Source organism: Arthrobacter sp. MMS24-S77, from assembly GCF_054888235.1.
This window is the reverse complement of the sequence record NZ_JBTZRN010000001.1, coordinates 216,725-230,932: the sequence shown is the minus strand read 5'-3', so window position 1 is coordinate 230,932 and position 14,208 is coordinate 216,725. Positions and strand designations below refer to the sequence as shown.

15 protein-coding genes and 3 tRNA genes are annotated in these 14,208 nt (G+C 64.6%); 4 read left to right on the top strand and 14 right to left on the bottom strand.

Features of this window, described 5'->3' with window-relative positions; all coding sequences use genetic code 11:
* Positions 1-44: 44 nt before the first annotated feature.
* Positions 45-1,934 carry a glycoside hydrolase family 13 protein gene (locus tag ACX5I4_RS01115; protein ID WP_461835029.1) on the top strand — a complete coding sequence of 630 codons (1,890 nt, stop codon included), beginning with the start codon at positions 45-47 and terminating at the stop codon, positions 1,932-1,934.
* Positions 1,935-2,056: 122 nt separating this feature from the next.
* On the opposite strand, the gene ACX5I4_RS01110 is transcribed toward ACX5I4_RS01115, so the two are convergent.
* From ACX5I4_RS01110 to ACX5I4_RS01060, 11 genes are all read right to left on the bottom strand, one after another.
* Complete coding sequence (locus ACX5I4_RS01110) at positions 2,057-2,362, bottom strand: hypothetical protein (protein WP_461835028.1); 306 nt, start codon at positions 2,360-2,362, stop codon at positions 2,057-2,059.
* A gap of 200 nt (positions 2,363-2,562) precedes the next feature.
* Positions 2,563-3,174, bottom strand: coding sequence for a hypothetical protein (locus ACX5I4_RS01105; RefSeq protein ID WP_461835027.1), 612 nt, complete (start codon positions 3,172-3,174; stop codon positions 2,563-2,565).
* Positions 3,171-3,866 carry a DUF6286 domain-containing protein gene (locus ACX5I4_RS01100; protein WP_461835026.1) on the bottom strand — a complete coding sequence of 232 codons (696 nt, stop codon included), beginning with the start codon at positions 3,864-3,866 and terminating at the stop codon, positions 3,171-3,173. Before ACX5I4_RS01100 ends, ACX5I4_RS01105 begins: the two co-directional genes overlap by 4 nt.
* Positions 3,863-4,246 (bottom strand): hypothetical protein, encoded by a 384-nt coding sequence (locus tag ACX5I4_RS01095; RefSeq protein ID WP_461835025.1) that lies wholly within the window; start codon positions 4,244-4,246, stop codon positions 3,863-3,865. The genes ACX5I4_RS01100 and ACX5I4_RS01095 overlap by 4 nt, the downstream gene beginning before the upstream one ends.
* Positions 4,243-4,434, bottom strand: coding sequence for a DUF2273 domain-containing protein (locus ACX5I4_RS01090; RefSeq protein WP_028265653.1), 192 nt, complete (start codon positions 4,432-4,434; stop codon positions 4,243-4,245). The genes ACX5I4_RS01095 and ACX5I4_RS01090 overlap by 4 nt, the downstream gene beginning before the upstream one ends.
* Complete coding sequence (locus ACX5I4_RS01085; protein WP_461835024.1) at positions 4,431-4,904, bottom strand: Asp23/Gls24 family envelope stress response protein; 474 nt, start codon at positions 4,902-4,904, stop codon at positions 4,431-4,433. The genes ACX5I4_RS01090 and ACX5I4_RS01085 overlap by 4 nt, the downstream gene beginning before the upstream one ends.
* A 97-nt stretch (positions 4,905-5,001) precedes the next feature.
* Positions 5,002-5,499: a hypothetical protein gene (locus ACX5I4_RS01080; RefSeq protein WP_461835023.1), complete on the bottom strand. Its 498-nt coding sequence runs from the start codon at positions 5,497-5,499 to the stop codon at positions 5,002-5,004.
* Positions 5,500-5,630: 131 nt separating this feature from the next.
* Complete coding sequence (locus tag ACX5I4_RS01075; RefSeq protein ID WP_461835022.1) at positions 5,631-5,822, bottom strand: hypothetical protein; 192 nt, start codon at positions 5,820-5,822, stop codon at positions 5,631-5,633.
* Between the two features lie 353 nt (positions 5,823-6,175).
* Positions 6,176-6,251, bottom strand: a tRNA-Phe gene (locus ACX5I4_RS01070).
* Between the two features lie 50 nt (positions 6,252-6,301).
* Positions 6,302-6,375 (bottom strand) — tRNA-Asp (locus ACX5I4_RS01065).
* 103 nt (positions 6,376-6,478) lie between these two features.
* Positions 6,479-6,551: transfer RNA gene (locus ACX5I4_RS01060), tRNA-Glu, on the bottom strand.
* Positions 6,552-6,827: 276 nt separating this feature from the next.
* Between ACX5I4_RS01060 and ACX5I4_RS01055 the strand changes: the two genes are divergently transcribed.
* The gene (locus tag ACX5I4_RS01055) at positions 6,828-7,736 is read left to right on the top strand and encodes a DMT family transporter (RefSeq protein WP_461835021.1); all 909 of its coding nucleotides are present in this window, start codon (positions 6,828-6,830) and stop codon (positions 7,734-7,736) included.
* A gap of 34 nt (positions 7,737-7,770) precedes the next feature.
* Here ACX5I4_RS01055 and ACX5I4_RS01050 read toward each other — a convergent pair whose 3' ends face one another.
* Complete coding sequence (locus tag ACX5I4_RS01050) at positions 7,771-8,691, bottom strand: carbohydrate kinase family protein (protein ID WP_461835020.1); 921 nt, start codon at positions 8,689-8,691, stop codon at positions 7,771-7,773.
* Positions 8,692-8,719: 28 nt separating this feature from the next.
* Positions 8,720-9,772 (bottom strand): LacI family DNA-binding transcriptional regulator, encoded by a 1,053-nt coding sequence (locus tag ACX5I4_RS01045; protein ID WP_461835019.1) that lies wholly within the window; start codon positions 9,770-9,772, stop codon positions 8,720-8,722.
* A gap of 164 nt (positions 9,773-9,936) precedes the next feature.
* Here ACX5I4_RS01045 and ACX5I4_RS01040 point away from each other — a divergent pair, with 164 nt between their 5' ends.
* The gene (locus ACX5I4_RS01040; RefSeq protein ID WP_461835018.1) at positions 9,937-10,431 is read left to right on the top strand and encodes a metallopeptidase family protein; all 495 of its coding nucleotides are present in this window, start codon (positions 9,937-9,939) and stop codon (positions 10,429-10,431) included.
* A 10-nt stretch (positions 10,432-10,441) separates the two neighbouring features.
* The gene (locus tag ACX5I4_RS01035; protein WP_461835017.1) at positions 10,442-11,362 is read left to right on the top strand and encodes a cation diffusion facilitator family transporter; all 921 of its coding nucleotides are present in this window, start codon (positions 10,442-10,444) and stop codon (positions 11,360-11,362) included.
* A gap of 3 nt (positions 11,363-11,365) precedes the next feature.
* Here the strand turns inward: ACX5I4_RS01035 and ACX5I4_RS01030 are convergent, their stop codons facing one another.
* A complete protein-coding gene (locus tag ACX5I4_RS01030; RefSeq protein WP_461835016.1) occupies positions 11,366-14,167 on the bottom strand; it encodes a PEP/pyruvate-binding domain-containing protein in 2,802 nt (933 codons plus the stop codon).
* Positions 14,168-14,208 lie beyond the last annotated feature (41 nt).

Below are 14,208 nucleotides of genomic sequence, written 5' to 3'. Positions count from 1 at the left end.
GTAATGCAAGCGTTTACACAAAAAATGTCATCGAGAGGAATCCAGTGCCGCACTCCCCGATCCCAACCCCCGGTTCCAGCATTTCCGCGTGGTGGGCAAGCGCCGTCGTCTACCAGATTTATCCCCGTTCCTTCGCCGATGCCAACGGTGACGGGATGGGCGATCTCGCCGGAATCTCGGCGAAATTGCCGTATTTGCAGGAACTGGGCGTGGATGCCGTGTGGCTCTCCCCGTTCTACAAATCACCGCAAGCCGACGCCGGATACGACGTCGCGGACTACCGAGCGGTGGACCCACTCTTCGGTACATTGGACGACTTTGACGCCATGCTGGAGAGGGCCCACAGCCTGGGGATCAAGGTGATCGTCGACCTCGTGCCGAACCACACCTCGGACGAGCACGCCTGGTTCCGCGAAGCCCTCGCGGCCGCCCCGGGTTCCCCCGAACGCGATCGCTACATGTTCCACCCGGGCAAGGACTCCAAACCGGGTTCCGGGGACGGGGCCTTGGCCCCGAACAATTGGAAATCCATCTTCGGCGGCCCGGCCTGGACGCGCCTAACGAACGACGACGGCACTCCCGGCCAGTGGTACCTGCACCTTTTCGACACGACGCAGCCGGACCTCAACTGGGAGAACCCGGAAGTCCACGAAGAGATGCGCTCGGTGCTGCGCTTCTGGCTGGACCGCGGAGTTGACGGCTTCCGGGTGGATGTTGCCCACGGCCTGGTCAAAGAAGCCGGACTGCCGGACTGGGAAGGCTCTGCCGCCATGGTCGAGGGCGGCTTGTCCGCACCGGGCGCCCATAGCGAGGCCGTCGAACCCCATACGGCCCACCCTCACGCCGTCGATGGAAAAACGCTTGCCGGGCACGGTGCGGGGGCGGTGGGGACCGCCGTCGAACACAAGGTCAAGCCGCCATTGGACCCGCCTTCGCCCTTCTTCGACCAGGACGGCGTCCACGAAATCTACCGGGAATGGCACCAAGTCCTCTCAGAGTACGACGGCGACCGCATGCTGGTTGCCGAGGCTTGGGTCGAGCCGCCCGAACGGTTGGCCCGGTACATCCGCAAGGATGAAATGCAGCAGGCCTTCAACTTCGATTTCCTCTTGGCCGGCTGGGACGCAGAGCGCATGGCGGAGGCAATCGAATCTTCGCTGGACGCGGCGGGATCCGTTGAGGCGCCCTCCACATGGGTCCTGAGCAACCACGACACAGTGCGGCACCCCAGCCGTTTCGGGCTGGCAGACCCTACAACCTTCCCCAAGGGAATCGCGGCGGAAGACGAACAGCCAGACGCCGCTCTTGGACTGGCGCGGGCACGCGCCGCTTCCATGGTGTCGTTCGCGCTGCCCGGCTCGGCCTACCTGTACCAGGGCGAGGAACTCGGCTTGCCGGAGCACACGTCTTTGCCGGACAAGGTACGCCAAGACCCCAGCTTCTTCCGCACCAAGGGCGTGGAACGGGGCCGCGATGGGTGCCGAGTGCCCTTGCCGTGGAAAGCTGCCGAGCCCGGATTCGGATTCTCCGAAGCGTCCACCGCCGGTGCGGATGCGGCCGCGACCGGCAAGGCGCCTGCGGCCACCGCCAGCAAGGCGCCTGCGGCGCCGTGGCTTCCCCAGCCTGAATCGTTCGGCGAGCTTGCCGCGGACCTCCAGGCCGGCGTCGACGGCTCCACCTTGGAGCTGTACCGCTCGGTCCTGTCGTTCCGCAAGGCCCATCACTTGGGTTCAGGCACGTTCCGATGGGCCGAGGAGCATGATCCCGCCAACGGAGTCCTGGCTTTCCACAATCGGGACGTGTTGGTGGTGGTCAACATGGGAGCCGTGGCCCTCGCAATTCCGGCGGGCTTCCGCGTTGGCCTCTCCAGCGACGGCGGCCCAGGCGGGGCCTCGATTGTCCCCAATAGCGGGGCATACCTCGTGGCGCGGTAAGGGTTGCCCTTCCTGACCTTCTTTGGCGCGAAAACGGGGCCGACACGCAGAGTTTGCTGCGTGTCGGCCCCGTTCCTTAGGCAAAAGGGGTCAGGAAGGCGCGCCTATCGCGGACTTGGAGCCTACTTGCCGCCCTTGAAGAAGCCGGCGATCTTGGAGCCGAGGCCCTTGACGTTTTCCGCCACGTCTCCGGCGATCTCCTTGGCGTTCTCGGCGACATCCCCCGCGAGTTCCTTGGCGTTCTCAGCCAGGTCACCCGAGAAGAATTCCTTGACGTTCTCCGCGGCGTCGCCGGCGAATTCCTTTGCGTTCTCAACCGCGTCGCCAGCAAATTCCTTCACGTTCTCGGCGGCGTCGCCAGCAACATGCTTGGCCTGTTCCGCCGCAGCTTCAGCGGTCTTCTTGACGTCGTTAACTTCTTCGCTCATGGTTTTCTCCTTGTTCCTGGTCCACATGTTCTGGTCCATCGGCTTGACTCGGACACAGGGTCCGGTGCCGGCCGGGCAAGCCCAACCAAAGGGAAGAGTTCCCCCTACCATTCAAACTATGGCCCCAGGCACGGCTCTGCAACACAAAACGCCCGGACAGGAACATTGCGGCGCGGTTAATAATGGCCGCGCATCAGGGCCTAACGGACGCGCTCGGCCTTGCTGAACCTGGCCCGCGCGCCGGCCCCAATATGAATCAGTACCGGGGTCCTGCGTCCCACCACCACATCCAGGGCCTCCACGAGCCGGGAAACGTCCGCCGCGAGGGCGTGCGGGGACACGCCCTGACGGGGCTGGACCCGGATCCTGAGGCCGGGACGACCCTTGACCTCATAGGTCGCCACTGTAACGCCCGCAAGATCCGGTCGATCGGCGAGCGCCGCCTTCAACGCTTGCTCAGCCACATTCCCGCCGATGCGGACATCGCCAGGAGTCCGGCGATCGTCGTAATCCGACACGATGAGGTTGGCCCGGCCTTTGCCTTGCTGCGATACCCAAGCCACCATCAGCACGATGAGCACGATGAGCACCACCAGGGCGGCAACCCAAAGCCAACTTTCCTCACGGCCTGGAATCCGGGTCTGCTCCGAGAGGAACTTGGCGTGCTCCCAGACTCCCGTGGACCAGCTGCGCCACCAACTCCCCACCGCGGGAACGGTAGCGAGCAGCACCAAGAGAACGCCGATGGCCAGCAGCTTCAGGCCAAGGATGCCAATCAAGATGCGGTTAAGGACGTGCGGGGTTCCGTTCATGCGCCAATCACCCCGGATGTACCCACGTTGACGCGGACGGCCGGCATGGGCGAAGGCGCCATTTTCTGAAGTTCATCTTCGACGGCGGCACGGATCCGTTCCTCGTGCACGGGCACCCCAGAGGTGGGGCGGACGTTGACTACCACTTGCCGCTGCGAAACAATCACCATGACTTGCTCCTGGGTGACGTTCGCTGCGGTACGGGCGGCCCTGGCGAGTGCGGAAGCAATGACCTCGTCGTCCACAACCACTCCGGCCCGGGGATCCTCAAGCAAGTGCCGGGACTTCCGGCCGGGCAATACAGCGTTCAGGAAGAAAATCAATCCCACCATGGCTACGACGCCGCCCAGGGAGCCGAGCAACAGGGGCGAAATACCTTCGGGAAGGGCTATGAGGCGTTCAGCAGCTGTCTGCGGGTCAATGAGCCACGGTGGTTGGCCAATGGCGCGCAAGGCGGATTCGAGGAGGGCGTAGACACACGCAGCGATGACAAGAACGGCGGCGAGCCCCGCCATTCCCGCCCGGGAGGACCGTGTCTCGCGCTTAAGGATGCGCCGGAGTCCCCCGTCGATCGGATCGCCGCCCTCCCGGGTCCCGGGCGTCTGGTAGCCGACGTCCTGGCCGTCGCTTGCCTGGGGCTCGCCCGCGTGCGGGTGGCTACTATGCGGGTGCGGGGTCTGCAGGTGGCTCATTGGACACGAGCTCCTTCACTGATGCGCGCGCCGCTGATCCGGATATCCACTCGGCTCAAGGTGGAGCCGCTCAGTTCGGTGACGCGTTCAAGGATGGCCGTCTTGGCAGCCACCGCGCGGTCCCAAACCGATCCACCAAATCCCTCTATCCCCTGCGGATCCCTGAGGACCTGCGTCAGCGAGGGCACACGGATCGGGGCGGCCACCGAGAGTGCCAGAAGGCCGTCGTCGTCCGACCATTCGGCTCGGACATCCTGCGGCGAGACACCCAGCGCCTCTGCGGCGGCCGCCCGTGCCAAAGTGGTGAGGGCCTGGGTGCTGATCCGGTTGTGGCCGGCCATCGTGATGGCGGGCTGCACCGCCTCAGCCATGGAGCTCATGACGATGAGCGCCGGCCGGTGAGGGCGTCCAGCACGCTGCGCAGGTCAAGCTTTCCGTCCGCGGCGCGGCCCAGAAGTGCGCCGATGCCCATGAAGAGAAGGGCAATGACAAAACCCCATAGCCCGAATTGGAACGCCATGAACGCCACGAAGGCGCCGATCCCGATCCCGACAACAGTCATGTTCACTGGAGTGGCTCCCTTTCCGATAATGCGCTCTTTGTTCCAGCTTTAACGGGTGGGGCAACGTAGACGTCGTTGATCTCGACGTTGACCTCAATGACTTCCAGACCCACCAGGGATTCGACAGCCTTGTAGACCGCTGCCCGGACCTGGTTGGCGACGTCGTGCAATGGGTACCCGTAGATGGCCACAAGATTGATGTCCACCGCTACCTGGGTTTCGCCGACCTCGGCGCGGACCCCCGCGGCGTGGTCCTGGCTTCCGACGGCGTCGCGGATGGCTCCAAGGGCGCGCGAAGGGGCCGAACCCAGGGAGTAGACACCCGGAACCGCCCTCGCCGCAATGCCAGCAACCTTGGCGACAGCGGAATCCGAGATCACTGTGCGGCCACTTCCTGCCACCGTCTGCCGATCCTCGGAAACCGGAGCCCCAACGGCTTCCGGTTCAGGCGCGGTGAAGCTTTCCTGCTGTTCCATGTAGCCCTCCCCTTCTCTTGAGTACCACCCTAGCGCTTGCCTGTGACAAGGCGGAGACAAAGAGGAATACAAAGAGGAAGACGGCAGCTCGGGCCTGCTACTTGCAGTTCTTGTTGACCCAGTCCTCGATCGGCTTGGAGAGCGCTTCGAACTCCCCGGTGCCGTACTTGCTGTAGTCGCTGCCCGCTGAATCGATGAAGGCCTTGAGCTTTTCAAAGTGCGGCTTCAATTCATCCGGAACTTTGCCCTGCATCTTGGCCAGCTCATCCTGGGCTTTCTTGATGTCGTCGGGGTTGCCGCCCGCCAAGCTCGCCAACGGGAGGAGGGATATGCTGAGCCACGTGGCACTGACGGAAACGCAGGCCTCGTTCATCGAACCGAAAGCGCCATACAAGCCGCCGGAGCTGCTGGGTTCGGCACTCGGTCCGCCTTGGCTGGGCGCCGGAGTGGCCGACGACTGTTGCTTGCTCGGAGCCGATTGGGTGTTCTGGGCTGGTTGCGTGCCTTGGGCTGTCGGCATTTGGAATGCACAGCCACTCAAGGCCAAGAGTGAGGCCACTAAAGTGGCAAGCAGCAGCCGCGGCGTGTTCTTCATTTTTTCTCCCCATTTTTTCGCGCGTATCGACGTGCCAACGAGGAAAGAATATGCCCGGGAGACAAGGGTGGATAGAGGTGGAGGACCGCAAACAGGGTCAGGACGGACGTTGCACGCCCTCTGTCAACAGGCTATTCGCTACGTGCATTCCTGCGGCGAACGGCGGCCATGTACCACATGCGAAGCAACGCGCCTGCCCCGACGGCAAGGAAGGCGTAAAGCAGTCCTTCGTACGTCGTTCTCGTAATCGGGACCAAAAGGAACCACGTTACGGCAACGATAACCGCTACCCCGACCAAATAGATGACTCTGTCCCTAGACATAAGTGCTCCTCAGCTCGGCTGTTATCTGCACTGCACACCATTGTATTCAAAAGGATTCCATCCAATAGCTGGATAGACTCCCCAAAACGACAACCCTACGCAGTTGCCATGGTTATCCGCGGTGATTGCGGTCCACGCGATCGCGCCCGAAGCTAGCCCGCAGGCCGCAATGGCGACCGACCCGCCTATGCCACTTGCCGCCGTCGCGCCGCCAAGCGCGGCACCGCGCAGGCTGGGCAGGACGCTCATGACGCGCCCGGGATTTACACACGTTTTGTCCTATAACCCAGTTATTGGGACGTATTTGGCATTAAGAAGAAAAGCGCCAGTTCCGAAGAACTAGCGCTTCCCAGTGGTGGCTCCGACCGGCGTCGATCCGGTGACCTTTCGATTTTCAGTCGAACGCTCTACCAACTGAGCTACAGAGCCTTAGGTGACAATGTCACCATGATTGCCGGAATTTCTTCCGGCAATCAGAGCGACCCTGACGGGACTTGAACCCGCGACCTCCGCCGTGACAGGGCGGCGCGCTAACCAACTGCGCTACAGGGCCTTGCAATGTAGTATCTCTACTACGCTCGCAGTATCTCTACCGCGATTTTTTCAAGGATCCCAGCCTACCAGACTTCTCAGCCTAGTTTGACCAGTTCCTTGCGTACCCCCAACGGGATTCGAACCCGTGCCGCCGCCGTGAAAGGGCGGTGTCCTAGGCCGCTAGACGATGGGGGCCTGGAACAATCCGAATTCGCGACGGTCAACAACGCTATGTGTTTTACCGCTTCTCGCTCGTCCGAACTGGACTCTAAAACTTTAGAGCATAGTCAGGGTTATTCCCAAATCGCGCCCCGCGGAACGCACACAGGTCTCAAACCGGAACGCACACCAGACTCAAACGAGGGCCTCAAGCCGACGCTCACATCCGCTCCGTCAGAGTTGGCGGTTTCTTGATGAAAGACGTCCGAATTCCGCCAGTCCGTCCTGCCCTCCGCGGACTAGATTGGCATCATGGCCACAAGCACCCCAACCTCCCCGGCGACCACCAACTCCCGGACCATCAGCAAGCTCGGCATCGCTGCCGTCGTCGTCACCGTTGTCCTGTGGGCGTCCGCCTTCGTAGGCATCCGCGCCGTGGGGCCCAGCTTCTCCCCCGGCTCCTTGACGCTCGGGCGGCTGGCGGTTGCCGCCGTCGCGCTCGGCATTGTCGCCCTGCCCAGGCTCAAGCGCTGGCCGAAAGGCCGCGAATGGTGGCCCATCTTGTCCTACGGCGTCATGTGGTTCGCGGGCTACAACGTGGCCCTGAACGCCGCCGAGCACATGCTGGACGCCGGGACCAGCGCCATGCTCATCAATGTCTCGCCCATCCTGATCGCGGTCCTCGCCGGCGTCATCCTGAAAGAAGGCTTTCCGCGTTGGCTGATCATCGGCAGCCTCGTGGCATTCGGCGGGGTTGCGCTGATCGCGCTCGGATCGGGGCAGCGCTCGACGGCGGACGTCGCCGGGGTGCTGTTGTGCCTCCTCGCCGCTGTGCTCGCCGCGGTGAGCGTGATTGTCCAGAAGCCAGTGCTGCGCACCTTCTCAGCGGCGCAGGCCACGTGGTTCGGCATCATGGTGGGCGCCGTCTGCTGCCTGCCGTGGACAGGCCAACTGGTGGCTGAGGTGCAGGCCGCTCCCGTTCCGGCCACGCTTGGCCTGGTGTACCTGGGGATCTTCCCCACGGCCATCGCTTTCACCACCTGGGCCTATGCCCTGTCCCTCATCGAGGCGGGAAAGCTCGCCGCCACGACGTACCTGGTTCCGGGCACCACCATTCTGATCTCCTGGGCATTGCTCAATGAGATCCCCACCATCTGGGGACTGGTGGGCGGCGTGATCTGCCTCGTCGGCGTCGGGCTGACGCGGCGCCGGTCCCGCTAAGGCCACCACCCGCTACCAAAGTGGCCCGCCGCCGTTACCTCGCCATTCCAGCCAGAAGCTCGCGGTGCGTAGGCGGGTTGGCTCCCGGGCGCCCCACGGTAATGGAGGCGGCCATAGAGGCGGTCTGGCCGATACGCTCAAGCACGGTGGGCGCGAGTCCTTGGCTGCCACGCAGCAGCAGTCCGAGGATCAATGCCGACATGTAGGAATCGCCGGCGCCGATGGTGTCCGCCACCACCGAAGTCACCGCGGGGACGGTCAGCTGGGTGTGCGGTGTCGCCATCAGGGAACCTTCCGCACCTCGCGTGACCACGGCGAGCCCTGCGCCGAGGCCGAGGATGTGATGGGCGGTCTCCTCCAGGGACTTGCCCGGGTAGAGCCAGAACGCGTCATCGTCGCTGAGCTTCACGACGTTAGTCAGCGGTACCAGCTCCTCGAAAATGCTGAGTGCCTCGCCGTGGCTGCCCAGGAGGTCCGTGCGGATGTTGGGGTCGTATGTGACAATGCATCCGCCTTGCGCCTGCTCCAGGAGGTTCCTGACGACGCCGGCGCCGGGCTCGAGGAACGTGGCGATCGAACCCGTGTGGAGGATCTTCGGGGCGTAAGGGAGTGCGGCCGGAGCCAGTTTCCATTCGATGTCGAAGGTGTACTCGGCCGAACCGTCTGCGGCGATCTCCGCCGTCGCCGTCGCGGTCTTCGCGAGCGATTGCGAGCCCGGCAGCACAACCACACCGGCGCTTGCCAGGTGCGCCGCGATGGACTCGCCACGGGAATCGCGCCCGACGGCGGTCAGCAGCCCGGCTTTCACGTCGAGCCGCCCGAGGCCGTACGCGACGTTTGCCGGCGAGCCGCCGGGGTATTCGGTCTGCCCTTCGGGCGAGTTGACGATGTCGATGAGCGCTTCGCCGACCACGACGACGTCGAGCGGCTCGGACGCAAGGGGCGAGTGGTTCATGCGTTTCCTGTTCCTTGTTTGGGGAGTTTCAGTGGCTATTAGTGAATTTCGGTGGCGCGGCCACGGAATGGCGTTCGACGAGGGGACATTCAAAGTATTCGGTCCTGCCGTCGCGGTCGGCGCCGGCCAGCAGCAGTTCAACGGCGCGCCGGCCCATCTCCAGGAAGGGCAGCTCGAGCGTCGTCAGTCCGGGCCGCAAATGCGGGGCGAGCGTCTCTTGATTGTCGAAACCCACCAGGGAGACGTCGTGCGGGATGGACAATCCGAGCTGGGCCAACGCCTGGTAGGCGCCCCAGGCGGTGCGGTCATTGGCGCAGAAGATGGCCGTGGGCGGCTGCGGACCGGTCATGAGCGCGCGGGCGTTGTCGAAACCACCCGATTCGTGCCCGTCGCCTGTGCGGTGCAGCCCGGAATCGGGGTGGAGGCCGGCCTCCTCAAGCGCCCGGAGATAGCCCGCATAGCGCCTGACGGCGGCCGGAAGCTCACCGTCCACCTCACCGATGTTGATCATCGCGATCCGGCGATGTCCGGCGTCGAGCAGGCGTTTGGTGGCGGTGTAGCCGCCCAACTCCTCTTGCGGAGCGATGCTGGGAAAGCGTCCGGATCGGTCGCGCGAATTGAGCACGACGGCGGGCACCTCCGCCAGGACGTCGGGCACATCAAGGAGCCGGTGGTACATGGCGGCGTAAACCACTCCGGCAACCTTGTAGGACAGCATGGTCTCTAGCGAAGCGGCCTCGAGGGCCTTGTCACCGCCCGTGTTGACGGTCAGGAGCAGCAGTCCGGCCTCCCAAGCCCTTGCTTGAGCGCCTTCGATGATCTTGCCCGCGAAAGGCGCAGTGGCCACGAAGTCGCCGACGAAGCCGATCATCCCGGCAACACCGTCGCGGAGCACTTTGGCGTGGGCATTGGTCCGGTAGCCCAGCTCGTGGGCGGCAGCATGGACCTTGCGCCGGGTTTCCTCCGAGAACCTGGTTCCCACGGCGTCGTTGAGCACCAGCGAAACCGTGGCCTGGGAAACACCGGCAGCGGCTGCGACGTCATTCATCGTCGTGCCGGATCTGCTACCGGGGCGGGTCATGGGAGTGGCCTGTCTGTCGCGAGCTTGGAGGGGTGCTTTGTCACAGGATCTGCACGACTGGCTGGGCTTAACCTGGGGCTGGGTTATACGAATTACCAGCCCGGAAAACTGTAGCTGTCATCACATCCGGCGTCAACGGCCTGGCCACGGACTAGAGTCAGAGCATGCCCGCGAATTTGCCTCCCGGCCTGCCGATCGTTCCCGACGGCGATGCCCCCGGCGGCCAGCGCACCTCCTCGCCACTTCCAGGAACCGGGACTGGCCCTGGGGCGGCACAGTTCAATACCGCGCCGTTCAATATGTCGCCGGAAGACTTCGAGGCGGCGGTGGGCGACGCCCTGCTTCTGATCCCGGACAAAGCGGCCCGTGCCATGGACAATGTGGCGATCTTCATTGAGGACGACTACACGCCGCAGCCCGGAGACGCCCCGGACACGGTGTTGCTGGGTCTGTATGAGGGCGTACCGCTGACTGAACGGGATTCCTGGTGGGACGCTGGTTCCCTCCCGGACCGGATCACGATCTTCCGGCAACCGATCCTGGATATCTGTTCATCGCGCCAAGAAGTGATCGACGAGGTCGCCATTACCGTCATCCACGAGATCGCCCATCACTTCGGAATCGGCGACGACCGCTTGCACGAACTCGGCTGGGGATAGCCTTGTAGGCATGGGGCACGATCACAACCACTCACACGGCGTCACCGCAACCGGCAAGCATCGGAAGCGGCTCATCGCTGTCCTGGCCATCACCCTGGCGGTGGTCCTCGTCCAGGTGGTGGGCGCCGTCGTCTCCGGTTCGCTGGCGCTGCTGGCCGACGCAGGCCACATGCTCTCCGACGCCGCGGGCGTCTTCATTGCCTTGCTCGCCGCGTGGATAGCCACCCGGCCGCCGAGCGATCAACGCACCTACGGGTACCAGCGCGCTGAGGTCCTGGCCGCGCTGGCCAACGCCCTCATCTTGATCGTGATCTCGGTGGTGATCTTCATCGAGGCGATCCGCAGGTTCGGGGAGACCCCGGAAATCCGCACGGACATCATGCTCTTTGCCGCCATCTTGGGCGCCGTCGCCAACCTGGTCTCGCTCCTCATCCTGCGCGGGGCCCAGAAGGAAAGCCTGAACGTCCGGGGGGCCTACCTTGAAGTCCTGGGCGACCTGTTGGGTTCGTTTGCCGTCATCGCCGCCGCGATTATCATCATGACCACCGGTTTCCGGGCCGCGGACCCCATTGCCTCCATCCTGATCTCGCTCATGATCCTGCCCCGGGCCTGGCACTTGCTGCGCGACGTGGTTGACGTGCTGCTGGAGGCCACACCCAAGGGCGTCGAGGTCCAGATGATCCGCGAGCACATCCTCTCTGTCGAGGGCGTGGTGGCCGTTCATGACATCCACATCTGGACCATCACGTCCGGAGTTCCGGTCTTCTCCGCCCACGTGGTGGTGGAGGACAGGATCCTGGATGCCACGGGTGCGGACCGGCTCCTGGACCAACTCGGTTCCTGCCTCGGCTCGCACTTCGACACCGAGCACTGCACCTTCCAACTGGAACCGGCGGGCCACTCGGCGCACGAAACCCACCAGCACGCCTAGGCGCTAGGGCTCAGGTACCACCGTCCCCGTGGCACCGTCCACCGTGATCGTTTGGCCTGAGCTGATCCGGGAGGTGGCATCCGGGACGCCCACGACCGCCGGAATCCCGTACTCACGCGCTACGACCGCGCCATGGGAGTTGGGTCCGCCCATCTCCATCACGAGTCCTGCCGCAGTCAGGAAGAGCGGCGTCCAGCCGGGATCGGTGGAGGGAGCCACGAGGATTTCCCCGGGTTCAAGATGCGCGCCCACCGGGTCCATGATCACCCTGGCTACCGCAGTCACCGATCCCGCCGAAGCCGGGGTTCCCAGCAGCGCGCCATCCGGCATCGGTGCGCCGTCCGACGCCAAAGCGCCAGTCCGGCGTCGCAGGAACCCGGAGGGCAGGGCTTCCGGCTCTGTGCCGTCCGAGAGCAACACGCGTGGCACGTGCCGGCGCTTCAGTTCAAGCTCGTAATCTTCCCGGCGCTGCGCTACTAGGTCACGGAGATCCGCGCCATCCAGGCCGAGGCGGGCGTCATCGAAATCCAGGAAGAAAACATCTCCGGCGTGATCGATGCTTCCCGCGTCCGCGAGGGTTTCTCCCACCTTCGAAATCTGGGCGCGAACCGCGGCGAAGGCCAGCACAAGGTTGTACTTGGGAAGCTCACGCAGTCCTGCGAACATCCGTGTCCGCTCAAGTGCCATTTTCACGATCTTGGCATGGAGCGGACTCTTGGACCGCGCGCGGGCCACCAGCACTGCAGCCTGTTCCTCGGCGTCGTGGGCGGCTTTCTCGAACTGTTTGTCCGGCGCCAGGCGGGGATCGTCCAAGCGAAGGTAGTTGACCAGCACTCCGATGATGTGGGTGGGGTCGTCGGACCAGCGGGGCATGCCCAGATCGATTTCCGCGATGGCTCGGTGCCCGTAGTCGCGCAGGAACGCGGTCAATCCCGATTGCGCGACGGCGGGCAGCCCGCCGTCGCGGTAGCTCTCCGCAAGGGCGGCGGGCTCGCCGCCGATGAAGGTCTCCGCGGAAGGGGCGTCGTCACGGATGCTGGTCGCGAGCCGCCACAGCGCAAGGTCCATTTCCGTGGTGACGTTGTTGGGCAGGCCGCGGATGATTGTCTGGAGCTCGACCCAGGAGGCCTGCTGGCCGAGTAGCTTGCGGACCAGCCCCATCATCCCGAAGCCGAGCGCTACCGGTGGCAAGGTGTTGGGCAGTATGGGGAACAATTTTTCGCCCAGTATCCGCTCGGCGTGGTCAAGCCTTTCACGGGGGGTGGAACCGGCCGATATTTCGAACGCAGCTTTCAGGTTGGGGCCTATTCCTTGCACCTTGCCGAGGGCAGCGTTCGGCCGAAAAAGGGCGCGGAACAGGATCTCCGGAAGGCGGAAGCGGAGGATGATCGGGGCAACGTGCTTGATCAGCTTGAGCGGCGTCCTGCTGGTGACAGCGAAACGCGGGTCTTCGAACAGGGCGCGCATGACGGCCGCCGAGCGCGCTTCCATGACGTCGAAGATCCTGGGCACGATGGCCCGGCCTGTGGCGCTCCGGAGCACCGAGGTGAGGTCGATATAGATGCGCTGCCCGGCCTCGTAGTAAGGCGGTGGCCCGTTCCGCGGTTCAGCAATCCGGAATCCCGCCGCGCCAGCGATCGAGGACCCCATAAGCCTGATGCCGGCGAGGCCCATGGGAGTCAGGGGACGGGTAAGGCCTTGGGCAAGGCTGAAGCAAAGGTACGCGTGGGGGCCGGGGACCGCGGGTTGGTGGGTCATTTGCGGGTAGAGCGTGGTGATGGGACGGGCTTGGGTGAGCCACAGTTTGCCATCGCCATCGATGGCCCACTCGGTGTCCTGGGGCGCCCGGTAGTGTTCCTCCACCCGCTGGCCGAGAACGGCGAGTGCCCTGATTTGGGGGTCGCTGAGGCAAGCATCTCCGGCCGGTCCATCCTTGGTCTGCTCCGCAGCGTCCAGCACCCCAGGCGCGTCGTGGGCCCCCGGCGAGTCGAGCCTTTCGGTACCGCCCCCGGGAAGGGAGCGGATCACCAGCTTGCGGTCTCCGATCCTTCGCTCCGTGATCCTGCCGGTGAGCGAGTCCACTACAAAGTGGTCCGGATTCACGGCGCCGGAGACCACTGCCTCGCCAAGTCCGGGGTTGGCGTCGATGACCGCCTCGCGGCGCCGCCCGGTCACCGGATTGGCTGTGAACAGCACCCCGGCAGTCTCAGCGTCCACCATCCGTTGAACGACGACGGCGAGTGTCACCGCGGCATGGTCAATCCCGTTGCTTTCCCGGTAGCTGACCGCCCGGTCGGTCCACAAGGAGGCCCAACACTTGCGGACGGCCTCCAGCACGGCGTCGGCCCCTATGACGTTCAGGTAGGTGTCCTGCTGTCCAGCGAAACTCGCAAAGGGCAGGTCTTCGGCCGTCGCGGAGGACCTGACGGCCACCGCGGATTCCGGGCCTAGCGCGGCGTAGGCCAGGCGGACAGAGTCCTCGACGTCGGCGGGGATCCCGGCGTCGAGCACCGCATCCCTGGCGCGGGCCGCGAGGGATGCGAGGCCTTCAAGGTCGCCGGGATCCACGGTCTCAAGCCTGCGCAGAACATCCGAGAGAGCTGACTCAGGGCTTCCATCCGGCTGCAGTGCACGCCGGTAGGCCTCCGTGGTCAGGCAAAACCCGGGCGGGACCGGAAGGCCCGCCCAGATCAGTTCGCCGAGGTTGGCCGCTTTGCCGCCGACCTCCGGAAGCATAGTCGCCCGGATCCGGCGCAGCTCGATGATGAAGCGCGAGGCCTCCCCCGGCCCTGGATTCTCTGCCATCGCGCCTGCCTGCCTCCGCCGGTGTTTGAGTGCTTACCTCT